Source organism: Nonomuraea sp. NPDC049419 (genome assembly GCF_040676995.1).
GTDB classification, from domain to species: Bacteria; Actinomycetota; Actinomycetes; order Streptosporangiales; family Streptosporangiaceae; genus Nonomuraea; species Nonomuraea salmonea.
In genome coordinates this window covers 166,602-179,752 of sequence record NZ_JBFAQB010000004.1, presented here as the reverse complement: position 1 = coordinate 179,752, position 13,151 = coordinate 166,602, and the positions used below count along the sequence as shown (strand labels likewise).

15 protein-coding genes are annotated in these 13,151 nt (G+C 70.5%); 9 read left to right on the top strand and 6 right to left on the bottom strand.

Annotation, left to right across the window (positions count from 1 at the left end; genetic code table 11):
- Positions 1–117: 117 nt before the first annotated feature.
- The gene (locus AB0K12_RS14925; protein ID WP_364560267.1) at positions 118–1,344 is read right to left on the bottom strand and encodes a riboflavin synthase; all 1,227 of its coding nucleotides are present in this window, start codon (positions 1,342–1,344) and stop codon (positions 118–120) included.
- Positions 1,345–1,647: 303 nt separating this feature from the next.
- On the opposite strand from AB0K12_RS14925, the gene AB0K12_RS14920 reads away from it, so the two are divergent.
- Both AB0K12_RS14920 and AB0K12_RS14915 read left to right on the top strand, forming a co-directional pair.
- The gene (locus AB0K12_RS14920; RefSeq protein ID WP_355412840.1) at positions 1,648–1,875 is read left to right on the top strand and encodes a hypothetical protein; all 228 of its coding nucleotides are present in this window, start codon (positions 1,648–1,650) and stop codon (positions 1,873–1,875) included.
- Positions 1,876–2,002: 127 nt separating this feature from the next.
- Positions 2,003–2,791 (top strand): hypothetical protein, encoded by a 789-nt coding sequence (locus AB0K12_RS14915; RefSeq protein WP_364560264.1) that lies wholly within the window; start codon positions 2,003–2,005, stop codon positions 2,789–2,791.
- Positions 2,792–2,837: 46 nt separating this feature from the next.
- Here the strand turns inward: AB0K12_RS14915 and AB0K12_RS14910 are convergent, their stop codons facing one another.
- The gene (locus tag AB0K12_RS14910; protein WP_364560261.1) at positions 2,838–3,755 is read right to left on the bottom strand and encodes an NADP-dependent oxidoreductase; all 918 of its coding nucleotides are present in this window, start codon (positions 3,753–3,755) and stop codon (positions 2,838–2,840) included.
- A gap of 103 nt (positions 3,756–3,858) precedes the next feature.
- Here AB0K12_RS14910 and AB0K12_RS14905 point away from each other — a divergent pair, with 103 nt between their 5' ends.
- Positions 3,859–4,698: a helix-turn-helix transcriptional regulator gene (locus tag AB0K12_RS14905; RefSeq protein ID WP_364560258.1), complete on the top strand. Its 840-nt coding sequence runs from the start codon at positions 3,859–3,861 to the stop codon at positions 4,696–4,698.
- Here AB0K12_RS14905 and AB0K12_RS14900 read toward each other — a convergent pair.
- Positions 4,695–5,168, bottom strand: coding sequence for a MarR family transcriptional regulator (locus AB0K12_RS14900; protein WP_364560255.1), 474 nt, complete (start codon positions 5,166–5,168; stop codon positions 4,695–4,697). The two genes, AB0K12_RS14905 and AB0K12_RS14900, sit on opposite strands and share 4 nt — an antisense overlap.
- Positions 5,169–5,263: 95 nt before the next feature.
- On the opposite strand from AB0K12_RS14900, the gene AB0K12_RS14895 reads away from it, so the two are divergent.
- Positions 5,264–5,686: a Rid family hydrolase gene (locus AB0K12_RS14895; protein ID WP_364560252.1), complete on the top strand. Its 423-nt coding sequence runs from the start codon at positions 5,264–5,266 to the stop codon at positions 5,684–5,686.
- Positions 5,687–5,692: 6 nt separating this feature from the next.
- Here AB0K12_RS14895 and AB0K12_RS14890 read toward each other — a convergent pair whose 3' ends face one another.
- From AB0K12_RS14890 to AB0K12_RS14880, 3 genes are read right to left on the bottom strand one after another with little or no spacing between them, the layout of a single operon-like run.
- A complete protein-coding gene (locus AB0K12_RS14890; RefSeq protein WP_364561413.1) occupies positions 5,693–6,739 on the bottom strand; it encodes a LacI family DNA-binding transcriptional regulator in 1,047 nt (348 codons plus the stop codon).
- A 37-nt stretch (positions 6,740–6,776) separates the two neighbouring features.
- Entirely contained in the window at positions 6,777–7,112 is a 336-nt protein-coding gene (locus tag AB0K12_RS14885) for a hypothetical protein (RefSeq protein WP_364367939.1), read from the bottom strand.
- 4 nt (positions 7,113–7,116) lie between these two features.
- On the bottom strand, positions 7,117–8,079 hold the full coding sequence (locus tag AB0K12_RS14880) for a DUF6772 family protein (RefSeq protein ID WP_355417244.1): 963 nt from the start codon (positions 8,077–8,079) through the stop codon (positions 7,117–7,119).
- Positions 8,080–8,617: 538 nt separating this feature from the next.
- On the opposite strand from AB0K12_RS14880, the gene nikB reads away from it, so the two are divergent.
- The 5 genes from nikB to AB0K12_RS14855 are packed head-to-tail and all read left to right on the top strand — an operon-like array spanning position 8,618 to position 13,106.
- Positions 8,618–9,541 (top strand): nickel ABC transporter permease, encoded by a 924-nt coding sequence (gene nikB, locus AB0K12_RS14875; RefSeq protein WP_345392793.1) that lies wholly within the window; start codon positions 8,618–8,620, stop codon positions 9,539–9,541.
- A 2-nt stretch (positions 9,542–9,543) separates the two neighbouring features.
- The gene (locus AB0K12_RS14870; protein WP_364560248.1) at positions 9,544–10,461 is read left to right on the top strand and encodes an ABC transporter permease; all 918 of its coding nucleotides are present in this window, start codon (positions 9,544–9,546) and stop codon (positions 10,459–10,461) included.
- Positions 10,461–11,465, top strand: coding sequence for an ABC transporter ATP-binding protein (locus AB0K12_RS14865; RefSeq protein WP_364560245.1), 1,005 nt, complete (start codon positions 10,461–10,463; stop codon positions 11,463–11,465). The genes AB0K12_RS14870 and AB0K12_RS14865 overlap by 1 nt, the downstream gene beginning before the upstream one ends.
- Positions 11,449–12,462, top strand: a complete 1,014-nt coding sequence (locus AB0K12_RS14860) for a dipeptide ABC transporter ATP-binding protein (protein WP_364560242.1) — start codon at positions 11,449–11,451, stop codon at positions 12,460–12,462. Before AB0K12_RS14865 ends, AB0K12_RS14860 begins: the two co-directional genes overlap by 17 nt.
- Entirely contained in the window at positions 12,459–13,106 is a 648-nt protein-coding gene (locus tag AB0K12_RS14855) for a histidine phosphatase family protein (protein WP_364560239.1), read from the top strand. The genes AB0K12_RS14860 and AB0K12_RS14855 overlap by 4 nt, the downstream gene beginning before the upstream one ends.
- The last annotated feature ends 45 nt before the right edge of the window (positions 13,107–13,151 follow it).

Here is a 13,151-nt window from a genome sequence, read left to right as displayed (position 1 = left end):
TAGGTGCGGACCGCACTTAGCGGCTCTTGGTGCTCCACCCGGGCGGGCACCGGCACTCGCGCCTCCAAGCCCCGCTCAACCCCAACAGGATTTGAACGTGACCTTGCCGAGGCCGGCTCACAACCACGTACGCAGGTCGTCGATGTCGACCAGGGGCAGGCCCCAGCGGAGCGCGGAGGCCTCCAGGTCGGCCGCGCCGGCCATCGTGCCGTCGCGGCGCATCACCTCGCAGCACACACCCACCGGCGGCAGGCCGGCGGCCAGGCACAGCGCGACGGTCGACTCCGTGTGGCCGGCGCGCTCCCGCAGCAGGCCGGGGCGGGAGGCGATCGGGATGACGTGGCCGGGTGCGGTGAAGTCGGCGGGGGTGGAGCCGGGGCGGGCGAGGTGGCGTACGGTGGCGGCGCGTTCTGCGGCGCTGACCCCGGTGCCGGTGGAGGCGGCCAGGTCGACGGGCGTGTGGAAGGCCGTGCCGTGGCGGTCTCCCGCGCCCTCCAGTGCCGGGATCTCCAGCCGGTCGAGGACCTCGGGCGCGCATGGGACGCACGGGTAGCCGTACACCTCGGTCAGCAGGAACGTGAACGCGGCGGGACGCAGGTCCGCGCCGGCGAAGATGACGTCGCCCTCGGCCTCGCGCGCCGGATCCCACACCATGACCCCGCCGCCGGCGGCGAGCTGGCGTACCACCTTCTCCACCCCGACCCGGCCGGACAGATGCCCGGCCCAGCCCAGCGCGGCGACCGCCTTGGCGACGTGGGCGCTCGCGGAGGCCGGGCCGCCCGCCGCCAGCCGGCTCACCATGTCGGACTCCAGGTTGACGCGGTCGCCCACGGACAGCGCGGCCAGGGTCGTCCCGGCAAGCGTGGACGGGATCAGCGCCACCGAGAAGCGGTCCTTGACCACTTCGGCCACGGTCAGGCTCACGCCGTCGACCGCGATGGAGCCCTTGGCCACGACCTTGCCGATGAACCGGTCAGGCGGCCTGATCCACAGCCGCCGCCCCAGCCCGGGGTCGTCGTCGACGCGCACGACCTTGCCGACCCCGTCGACGTACCCCTGGACCAGGTGCCCGTCGAGCGGGTCGCCGACGGCGAGCGGCGCCTCCAGGTTCACCCGCCGTCCCGGCTCCCGCATCTCGTCGAACGTGGTGCGGCGCCGGGTCTCGGTGCTGACCGACACCCTGATCAGGTCGCCCTCGACGTGCTCGGCGGTCAGCTGGACGCCCGCGACGTTCAGCGAACCGCCCTTCGCCAGCCGCTCCGCGCTCTTGGCCGCCCTGATCTCGATGGCGTTCGCGCCGACGGACTCGATCAGGCCGATCTCGTGGATTCTGCCGGTGAACATGCCCTTCCCCTTCGCACAAGTGACTGATGGCGTCAGGGACCCGGTCTTCGGAGTCCGAGAAGGGGCGGGGTATCACCGCATGGCTCCGGAATCGCACCGGATCGTTCCTCCGCGGGGAGGAACCGGCGGGCTGTCACCGCCGCACCTGGCTTCGCACCACCGTCCACGATAACCGCCCCGGCCGGACCGAGGAAGGGGCCTCTTCCGCTCCGGGAAATGTCCGGTGAATGCCCTGCTTATTACCTGACATTATTTCGCGGCGAACATTAGCGTTTCCATGACAACGACGAGAGGATGTGCGCAATGAAACGGAAAGTCGCCGGAAGAATCGCCGTCGCCGCGGTCGGCGGGCTCGCGGCCCTGGTGGTCTCCGTCAGCCCCGCGCAGGCCAAGGAGGCGGCGGGCCACTGGTACGGGCCCTACTCCACGCAGGGCATCTGCGAATACTGGAGAAACGGCGTGCAGGCGGGCGGCACACAGACCCGCCCTTGCTTCTATGACATCGGCTGGTATTTCTGGGCCGCGGCCTGATTTTCTCGTCACCGGGCCAGGCGATCTTTCACGGATCGCCGGACCCGGCGACGAGCGGGGACCTGCGGGTCTCGCGCTGATCGCCGCGTCCAGCATGCGGGTCAAGGCGCTTTTGTAGCATGGCCGGATGTTGCGCTTCCCGGTTGTAGCGGCCTTATTGCTGGTGCTCGCCACGGGTTGCACCACGGCCGCTGACCGACGGGCTCTGGTGTGGGTGAACGCCTTGGCCGTCGCCCGGCCGGACTATCACGTCGTGCACGAAGAACAGCTGCTCAAACGCCATCAGCTCGAAGACGACGAGGCGGTCCGCGTCATCGTCGAACCGCGGTGGGCCAATTGGTCGCATACCGAGGTCTTCGGCCGGCGAACCCTGGAACTGCGTGACGGTCACATCAGCGGAGCCGAGCTGCCCGGCTGGAAGCTGACCGGCGCCATCCGTGCCCTCTCCGGCGCCGGCGACGATCGTCACCTCGTCCTGAAGCGACTCGATGCGCTCGCCGAGGTGGAGGACGTGAAGGTGACGGTGGTCGTCGGCTTCAAGAAGCCGATGCGGGAGAACGACGTACGTCACTTGTGGGAGAAGGTCCCCGACGTGGCGCTGTTCTCACCTCCCGAGCCTGACGGCCTGCCGACGTCATGGGATTACTCCGGCTATTGCCACGCCCGCGGCTTCGATGACTGCGATCCCGATGTCCGTTCCTCCCTCACCTCGTCGTTCAGGCTGTGGACGAGCCTGCTGCGGGAATCCGACAGAGAGGCGCTGGCCGCGTTCGGCGTCGACCTGGACGACGTCCGGATGAGGGCGGAACAGGGTCTCTGGTACGGGATGATCACCACCGCGTGGCCCGAGGATGTGAAGGAGATGGTCGAGGACCCGCGGGTGGGCTCCTTCGCGATCGGGCAGGTGGCCCTCTGAGCTGACCTGCCTCAGGAGGGTCGGCGGGCGGGCAAGTGGGTCGTCTCTACGCCTTGAGCGGCTGGACGACGACCTTGCCCTTGGCATGGCCCGCGGCGACGTGGCCGTACGCGGCGGCGGCGTCCGCCAGCGGGACGACGCGGTCGACGACGATCTCCAGGCCCGCCGCGGCCACCTTCGCGAGGCGGGCGGCGTCCGTCTCGTGGTGCACGAACGCGGCGCGCAGGCCGTGGGCGGCGGCGCGGTCCGCGTCCGGGGGGACGTTCAGGGCGAGCAGCAGGCCGCCGGGGACGAGGACGTCGAGGGAGGCGGTCTCCACGTCGCCGCCGATCGGGTCGATGACCACGTCCACCCCCGAGGCGCGCTCGCGGAAGTCGGTCGCGGTGTAGTCGATCACTTCGTGGGCGCCCAGCTTCCCGGCGAGCGAGGCGCCCGCCGGCGAGGTGGTGGTGAGGACGTGGGCGCCCGCCTTCCTGGCCAGTTGCAGGGCGAAGCCGCCCACTCCCCCGGCGCCGCCGTGGATCAGCACCCTCTGGCCCGCCCGGAGCCCGGCCACCTCGTACACCGCCTGCCAGGCCGTCGCGGCGGCGGTCGCGAGCCCTGCGGCGAGGCCGAGCGGGAGCGCCGGCGGCGCGGCGGTGAGATGGGTGACGGGGACGGCGGCGTACTCGGCGACGGCCCCGCCCGCCGTCGGGTCGGTACGGGCGAGCACCGCCTCGCCGACGCGCCGGCCGGTGACGCCCGGCCCGAGCCGGACGACGGTGCCGGCGAGGTCGGTGCCCACCACCGAGGGGAGGGTGACCGGGAAGAAGTCCTTGACGCGGCCGTGGCCGATCTTCACGTCCAGCGGGTTGAGCGCCGCCCCGGCGATCGCGACCAGGACCTCGCCTGGGCCGGGCTCCGGCCGGGGGATCTCGGTGACGACCGGGCGGACGCCGTACGCGGTGTACTGCAGTGCCTTCATGCGACCCACGCTCGCCTGGCTCGGGTCCGTACGGGAAGGCGGAGCTCACCCTGGTGATGACAGCGCCTGCCTCCACCCCGGCCGCGGGAGGACAATGAAAGGCATGGATCTGCAGGAGTTCGGGGCGTTCCTGAGGTCGCGGCGCGACCGCATCAAGCCGGGCGAGGTGGGGCTGCCGTCGGGGACGCGGCGCCGGGTCCCCGGGCTGCGCAGGGACGAGGTGGCGGTGCTCGCGGGGGCGTCCACCGACTACTACAACCAGCTTGAGCAGGGGCGCGGCGCGCAGCCGTCCGAGCAGATGGTGGCGGCGCTGGCCCGCGCGCTCCGGCTCACCGCGGACGAGCGCTCCCACCTCTACTTCCTGGCAGGACGCCCGGTGCCGCCGCGGCACAGCCTGTCCGCCCACGTGCACCCCGGCATGCTCGACCTCCTGGATCGCCTGCCCGCGACGCCCGCCGCGGTGATCACGGACCTGCACGCCGTCCTCGTCCAGAACCGCCTGGCCACCGCGCTCCTCGGCCCGATCCCGCCTGTTCAGGGCCGCGCGGCCAGCTTCGTCCATCGGTGGTTCACCGACCCGGACGCCCGCTCCCGTTACCACCCGGACGAGCACGGTCATCAGTCGCGCGTGTTCGTCGCCGACCTGCGGGCCGTGGCGGCGCGGCGCGGCGGTGACGAGCAGGTGAGCGGGCTCGTCGACGAGCTGCTCGCCACGAGTGCCGAGTTCGCCGGGCTCTGGGCGCGGCAGGAGGTGGCCGTGCGCCGCGCCGACCGCAAGCGGCTCGTCCACCCCGAGCTGGGCGTCATCGAGCTCGACTGCCTCAGCCTGCTGAGCGAGGACGGCTCGCAGCGCCTGCTGTGGTTCACCGCGCCGGCCGGGGGCGACGCGGCCGAGAAGCTCGCCCTGCTCGACGTCCTCGGCAGCCAGGACGTCGGAGCCTAGGCCAGGTCGGCCGGACGGATGCGCAGCTTGGCGGCGATGCGGGCCAGCGCCTTCTGGTCGGCGGCGGTGAGCGGGTCGAGCACGAAGCGCCGCACCGAGCGTACGTGCGTGGGCGCGGCGGCGACGACCACCTCATAACCGGCGTCGGTGAGCGCGGCGATCGTGTAGCGGCCGTCCTCGGGGTCGGGCGAGCGCTCCACCCAGCCGCGCTGCTCGAAGCGCTTGACCACGTTGGACAGGCGCGAGAGCGAGCCGTTGGCCAGGTAGGCCAGCTCGCTCATGCGCAGGCGGCGGCCGGGGGCCTCGGAGATGTGGCTGAGCGCCAGGTATTCGAACAGGGTCAGGCCGGACTCGTGCTGCAGGGGCGCCTCCAGCCTGCCCGGCAGCAGGAGGACGAGGGAGACGAGCCCGGTCCACGCCTCTTTCTCGTCCGGGGTCAGCCACAGCGGCTCGTCAGGGGTGCTGGCCATGAGGTTCAGCCTATCGGGGGCCCGTCACTTCACGCTTGAAGTGAATAGGTGGTAGCTTTCACTTCAAACGTGAAGTCAACCAGTGAGGAATCGTGATGAGTGAGCCGGAGTTCTTCGCCACCCCCGGGTACGGCGATCGGCAGCTGACCACCATGCATTACCACCAGGCGGTGCGCATCGGCGACCGGGTGGAGATCTCGGGGCAGGGCGGGTGGGACGACGACTTCCACTTCCCCGAGTCCCTGGAGGAGGAGATCGTGCGGGCCTTCGACAACGTGGAGCGGACCCTCGCCACGGCCGGCGCCACCTGGCGCGACGTCGTGGCGGTGGACTCGTACCACATTCCGGACTCGCCGGACTTCATCGGCGAGGTGCACAACCGGGTGATGGTGGAGCAGTTCCGCAAGCGCATGGGCGACCGCGCCCCCATCTGGACGGAGATCGGCGTCGCCGCACTCGGCGCCCCGAAGATGCGCGTCGAGATCCGCGCCACCGCCGTGGTCGGAAGCGGCGTCTGAGCGAGGCTAGGGGCGCAGTGTGGAGCCGCGTTCCACCAGAATGGGGGCGATGAGCTGCTTCAACGGGCGGGCGTTGCGGCCGCCCGCGATCTCCTCCAGGAGCAGGTCCACCGCGATGGTGCCGATCTCGTCGGCGGGCAGGCGCACGGTGGTCAGCGGCGGGGAGAGGAAGGCGGAGAAGGGGTGGTCGCCGAAGCCGATCACCATCATGTCGCCGGGCACCTTGAGCCCGTGCTCCTCCAGCGCGCGGTAGAGACCGAGCGCGAAGTAGTCGTTGCCGACCACGACCGCGTCGGGCAGCCGCGAGCGGCGCAGCATGCGGCGGGCCACCTGGTACGCCTGCTGCGGCTGCCACGGCAGTGCGGCCTCCTCGTGGCGGCGGGTGGGGACCCGCATGATGCTGCCGCGCGGCACCGGCAGCCCCGCCTCCGCCATGGCCCGGCGGAAGCCGGCGATGCGGTGGTCGATGGTGGTGATGGGCAGGTCCTCTTCGAGCACCACGATCGAGCGGGCGCCACGGGCGATGGCGTGCGCGGCGGCGCGGTAGCCGCCCAGCTCGTTGTCGGTGCCGACGAAGCGGTAGCCCAGGTCGGGCAGATCACGGTTGATCAGCACGGTCGGGACGCCGACCGAGCCGAGCCGCCGCCACGCGTCGGCCCCCGCCTGGACGGGCACCACGATCGACCCGCTGACCGAGGAGCGCAGCAGCGACTCGGCGGCGCGCATCTCGTGCTCCTCCGACTCCTCGGTCACCGTCAGCAGCAGCGAGTAGCCCTGGGCGCGGGCGCGCAGCTCGATGGTGGAGATGAGCTGCGCGTAGAAGGGGTTGGACGGGTTGGTGATGACCAGGCCGAACGTCATCGCGGAGCCCAGGACGAGCGACCTCGCCATGGAGTTGGGGACGTAGCCGACCCGTTCGGCCTCGGCGCGTACGCGGGCCCTGGTCTCCTCCCCTATGCCGTCCTTGCCGGAGAGGGCACGCGAGACGGTGTTGACGGAAAGGTTCAACGTCGCGGCGATGTCCCGCAGGGTGTGACGCCGAGCCCCAGCCATTCGCATGCCCTCTCTCGTTAGAACCCCGCGGCCGTTCTCAGCTCTTGACCGTGAGATAGATGCGCAGTTTGGCGGACGGGTCGGCCCCCGTCACCGTGCCGCGCAACCGTAGCCATTGTCCGAAATGATCGACCGGCCATGTGACCAAACCGGGTTCTGTGATGACATGTTCTTCGCCGTCCAGGTCACACCAGGTCAGGCCGTCGGGCGAGATCTGGGTGACCAGCCGCACCTCGGCGTCGTCGCCGGACGTCGCCAGGGTGTGGACGAACCACCGCGCTTCGCCGGCCCACGCCACTTCGTAGGGCTCCGTCGCGAAGTCGGAAACGAACGTCGTGTCCCGTTCGAGGACCGCCGTCTGCACCTGCCGCATTACGTCACCACTCCGTGGAAATGAGGACCGAGTCAAGGAAGAGGAAGTTGCGGACCTTCGAGTGGGTCCGTACGGAGAAGTAGAAATTCAGGAGGTTCTCCAGGGAGTCGTACCGCTCCTTGTACGGCGGGACCGGGACGTCCGACATGTCCATGACCCGATCGTTGATCTGCAACTCGACGTTACGCCGGGCCTCGGTGTCGATGACCCAGCGCAGGTAATGCCAGTTGACCTTCGTCGGCACCTCGTTGTAGCAGAGTTCCTGCGGTTCACCGAACGGGTGCCAGTCCTCGGGATTCGGCGCGGTGAAGTCGGCCCCGTACTTCAGCTTGATCTTGCCTTCGAGGTGCTCGCGCGGCGTCGGCTCGGGGACGCTCGGGTAGACCCACTGCCGGGCGAGCTTGTTATCCAGCGACGTGTTCAGGTAGCGGGCCACCGTGTGATAGCGCAGGCCGCCGTCGCCGCACAGGTCGGTCGCGACGGTGAAGCAGCCGAACTGAGCCTCAGAAGGGTGCAGGTTGCCGTCCCAGGTGACGTCGCCGAACTCGTCGCTCGCGCTGCCGTCGATGGTCGCCTCTGCCTTGTAGGTGAAGTACGCCTCGAGCTGCAGCAGGCCGCGCCCGCTCATGGTGAGCCGGCGGATGGCGGTGGCGGTGTGGCCCTGGTAGGGCCGGGTGGCGAGCTTGAGCGCGTACGAGCCGGTCATCGCGCCGTGGCTGCCGATGTCGAAGAACGTGCAGTTCGACAGCTGCGGGGGCCGGAAGTCCCGCATGTGGTCGTCGACCGTGGACAGGTCGCCGTTGCCGTTGTAGTTGCCCAGCAGCTCCGTCCAGCCGTGGGTGCCCGAATTGAAGTCGTCGTACGCGAGAATGCGCCGAAGCGGGTTGAACTTCGACAGCCTCGGATCCGCCGACAAAATGGCGGATCGAAGTTCTGCGGCCAGGTCGGGCCGCTCCATCGTGGTCATTGCCGAATGCTCCTGAAAAGGTCTTGGCAAAAGAAAGTAGCGAATACCTACGCCTGACCGATCGACCGGAGTGAGTCATGCGGTCGCAGTCGGACGTTAACGTTAATGTTTCGCGGCAGTCAACCCCGCCGCCTACCGTGCAGAGGATGCGCCACCCCCTGCCGACAGTCGTTACGAACCGTTACGATGCCACATCTATGCAGGTCAAGAGCCTAGAACTGGGTTCGGGAGAGCCGCATGAGAGGCAGGAGATGTCGGCGGGACCCTTGACGCTCAGGGCCGGTCACCCTAGCATCGGCGATCAATCGCATTAACGTTAATGTTCCCGGCGCGAAACCCGGCCGCCACACCGGTGACCGACGATCCGCCGCCTCCGCACCGCTCCCCCCACGACCGGACGGCCCCGCCGCCGGCCCTCGTCCTCGAAAACCCCGAACCCCTCGAAAGCCCCGCCATACGCCCACGGGCGTCGTGGCTCGATCAGGAGTTGCCTGTCGATGCTGAAACGGGATGCCGACCGACAGCGATCGGGCCGGCCATGACCGCGTACCTCATCCGGCGCACGCTCTTCGCCGTGTTCGTGCTGTGGGGCGCCGTCACCATCGTCTTCCTGGTGCTGCGGCTGGTGCCCGGCGACCCGGCCCTGCTCATCCTCGGCTCCGACGCCACACCGGTCGAGATCGCGGAGCTGCGCGAGCAGATGGGCCTCAACCAGCCCATGCTCGTGCAGTACGGGATCTACCTGGCCGACGTGGCCCGCTTCGACTTCGGCGACTCCTACCGCTACCACGCCGACGCGATGGGGCTGGTGCTGGACAGGTTCCCGCTCACCCTGCAGCTGGCCGTCGTGGCGATGGTGATCGGCATGGTGCTGGGCATCGCGCTCGGCGTCGTCGGCGCGCTGCGGGTGAACCGGCTGGCCGACCGCATCGTGTCGGTGTTCGCGCTGCTCGCCCAGTCGATGCCGTCGTTCTGGATCGGCATCATGTTCATCCTGGTCTTCGCCCGGCAGCTGCACATCTTCGCGAGCGGCGGTCACGGCGGGCTGGACAAGCTGATCATGCCGGGCATCACGCTGGCGCTGCCGCTGATCGCGATCCAGATCAGGCTGACCCGCAGCGGCCTGCTCGACGTCGTGCACGAGAACTACATCCAGACCGCGCGGGCCAAGGGCCTGTCGGAGCGGGTGGTCATCTTCCTGCACGCCATCCGCAACGCGATCATCCCGATCGTGACGGTGGCCGGCCTGGAGTTCGGCAAGCTGCTCGGCGGCGCGGTCATCGTCGAGACGGTCTTCTCCTGGCCCGGCGTCGGGCGGCTGCTCATCGACTCCATCTCGGCCCGCGACTACAACGTCGTACAGGCCTCGATCCTGCTGATCGCCGGCGGGTTCGTCCTGATCAACCTGGTCGTGGACGTCCTGTACGGCTACCTCGACCCGCGCATCCGGCTGGGACGGTGACCATGGACAGGCCAATGGACCAGGTGCTCGCCGACGACCCGATCGCGCCGGCGGACACGCCCGCGCCCCGCCCCGGCAAGACCAGGGTGAAGCTCGGACGGCTGCGCATCATCGTCTCGCTGTCGGTGATCGGCTTCTACGTGCTCGCCGCCATCGTGGGCCCGATCCTGCTCAAGTACGACTCGGTCGCGACGAACCTGAGCGCCCGGCTGAAGCCGCCCGGCACCACGCTGCCGAACGGCCAGCTCGCCCTCTTCGGCACCGACCAGGTCGGCCAGGACGTGCTCGCCCAGATGATGCAGGGCGCGCGGGTGTCGATCACCGTCGGCGTCGCCACGCTGGTGCTGGCCGGCGTCATCGGCGTCGCCGCCGGCATCGCGGCGGGCTATTTCGGCGGCTGGCTCGACATGGTGCTCATGCGCCTCGCCGACGTGCAGCTCACGTTCCCGTCGATCCTGCTCGCCATCCTCATCGCGGCGATCCTCGGGCCGAGCGTGGTGAACGTCGTCATCGTCCTGTCGATCTCGAACTGGGTGACGTTCGCCCGGGTGACCCGCAGCCAGGTGCTCGGGCTCAAGAACAGGGACTTCGTGGACGCCACCCGCACGCTCGGCGCGCGGACCTGGCACCTGCTGACCCGCAGCATCCTGCCGTCGATGATCGCGCCGATCCTGGTGGTCGCGACCGTCGAGCTCGGCCACGTGATCCTGGCCGAGGCGTCACTGAGCTTCCTCGGCCTCGGCACCCCGGCCAGCACGCCGAGCTGGGGCATGACGATCGCCAACGGCCGGGACTACCTGTCCAACGCGTGGTGGATCTCCACGATCCCCGGCATCGCCCTGGCCGTGCTGGTCATCAGCTTCGGCGTGCTGGGCGACGCCCTGCGCGACCGGTTCGACCCGCGGCTGAGGAGCATGTGATGGCCGACCCCCTGCTGTCGGTGCAGGACCTGACCGTGCGGTTCCGCACCAGGGCGGGCACGATCACCGCCGTCGACAAGGTGAGCTTCGACCTCGCAGAGGGCGAGACGCTGGCCATCCTGGGCGAGACGGGCAGCGGCAAGAGCGTCACCGCCCAGGCCCTGATGGGGCTGGTGCCGCGCCCGGCGGGCGAGGTCGCCGGCGGCCGGATCGTCTACGCGGGCCGGGACCTGCTGGCCCTGCCCCGCTCGGAGACCCGCAAGCTCAACGGCACCGACCTCGCCATGGTCTTCCAGGACCCGCTCAGCTCGCTCAACCCGGTCTTCCGGGTCGGCGCGCAGATCGGCGAGCTGTTCCGGCGCCGCCAGGGCCTGTCCAGGGCCGAGGCGCGGCGCAAGGCGATCGAGCTGATGGACCGGGTCGGCATCCCGGCGCCCGACCGCCGCGTGGACGACTACCCGCACCAGTTCTCCGGCGGCATGCGGCAGCGGGTGATGATCGCGATGGCGATCGCGCTGAAGCCGCGCGTGCTCATCGCCGACGAGCCCACCACCGCCCTCGACGTCACGGTCCAGGCCCAGGTCATGGCACTGCTCGCGGAGCTGAAGGCGGAGCACCGCATGGCGATGATCCTCATCAGCCACGACCTCGGCGTGGTGGCCGGCGTCGCGGACCGGGTGCAGCTCATGTACGCCGGCCGGGTGGTCGAGACCGGCGGCCTGCGGGAGGTCTACGAGACGACCGGGCACCCGTACACGCGGGGCCTGATGGCCTCGATCCCCGAGCTGGACGGCCCGCGCGAGCGCCTGACGCCCATCAAGGGCTCGCCGCCCGATCTGACCCGGCTGCCGTCGGGCTGCGCGTTCCTGTCGCGGTGCGGCTTCGCCACCGACCTCTGCGGCGCCGAGCGGCCCGAGCTGGCGCCGGTGCCCGGCCGCCCCACTGCGCACCGCGCCGCCTGCCACCACGCGAAGGAGGTCGTCACCGATGTCGTCACCGGCTGAGCCGCTGCTGTCGGTCAAGGACCTGCACACCAGCTTCCCCGTCCGCTCCTCCCTGCTGCGCCGCAAGATCGGCGCGGTGCACGCCGTGTCGGGCGTCTCGTTCGACCTGCCCAAGGGCCGTACGCTCGGGCTGGTCGGCGAGTCCGGCTCGGGCAAGACGACGCTGGCGCGCACGGTCATCGGCCTCGCGCCGCCGGAGTCCGGCCAGGTGCTGTTCGACGGCCAGGACCTGCTGACCCTCTCGGGGGACGAGCTGCGCCAGGTGCGCAGGCAGATCCAGATGATCTTCCAGGACCCGTACGCGTCGCTGAACCCCCGCCTCACCGTCGAGCAGATCATCAGCGAGGCCTGGCTGGTCAACCCCGGCGTGCTGCCCCGCGACAAGTGGGCGTCCGAGGCGCGCGAGCTGCTGGTCAGGGTCGGGCTCAACCCGGACCACGCCGACCGCTACCCGCACCAGTTCTCCGGCGGGCAGCGCCAGCGGGTCGGCATCGCGCGGGCGCTCGCGCTGCGGCCCCGGCTGGTGATCTGCGACGAGGCGGTCTCGGCGCTGGACGTCTCGGTGCAGGCGCAGGTGCTGAACCTGCTCGTCGACCTGCAGCAGGAGATGGGGCTCAGCTACCTGTTCATCGCCCACGACCTGTCGGTGGTGCGGCACATCAGTGACGAGGTGGCGGTGATGTACCTCGGCAAGGTGGTCGAGCGGGGGACGACGGAGGAGATCTTCGCCGCCCCCGAGCATCCGTACACGCAGGCGTTGCTGTCGGCCGTGCCGGTGACCAGGCCGTGGGCGGCGCCGCCTCGGGAGCAGATCATCCTCACCGGCGACATCCCCTCACCGGTGTCGCCGCCGTCCGGCTGCCGGTTCCGTACGCGGTGCTGGAAGGCGCAGGAGCGGTGCGCCACGGAGGAGCCGGCGCTCACCGACCGGCTGAGCGCGCACGTCTCCGCCTGCCACTTCCCCGAGCTGCCCGCGGCCCCGGCAGGTGCCCGATGACCGCCCCCGTACGCCTGGTGCTGGTCCGCCACGGCGAGTCGCGCTGGAACGTCGAGGAGCGCTACCAGGGCCAGGCCGACTCCGGGCTCACCGGCACCGGGAGAGAGCAGGCCGAGGTGGCCGCGGCGGCGCTGCTCGCCCGCTTCCCGAAGCCCGACCTGGTCGTCTCCAGCGACCTGCCGCGCGCGTGGGACACCGCGCAGGCGTACCTGCGCCACCTCGACATGGAGGCCGAGAAGGACGCCCGGCTGCGCGAGGCCGACATCGGCACCTGGGTCGGCCGCACGTTCACCGAGATCGCCGCCGAACACCCGGACGTCCTCGCCGAGGCCGCGCGCGGCGGCGACCCGCGCAGGGGCGGCGGCGAGACCTTCGCCGACCTGCGCCGGCGCGTGTGGGCCGCGCTCGTCGACGCCGCCGCCAAGGCGGGACCCGGCGCGACCGTCATCGTGTTCTGCCACGGCGGGCCCATCAGGGTGGCCGCGGCCGCCGCGCTGGGCCTGCCCGAGCCGGGCCACCTCAGCTTCGCCCCGCCGGTGAACACCTCGCTGACGGTCATCGGCTACGCGGGCGAGCGGCGCAACGCGGTGGTCGAGTACAACGCGCCGACCGCGTGGGCGGCGCACGCCACGCGTACCGACTGATCGGAAGGACCTCTCAGCATGCTGACCGGATCGTTCACCTTCGTT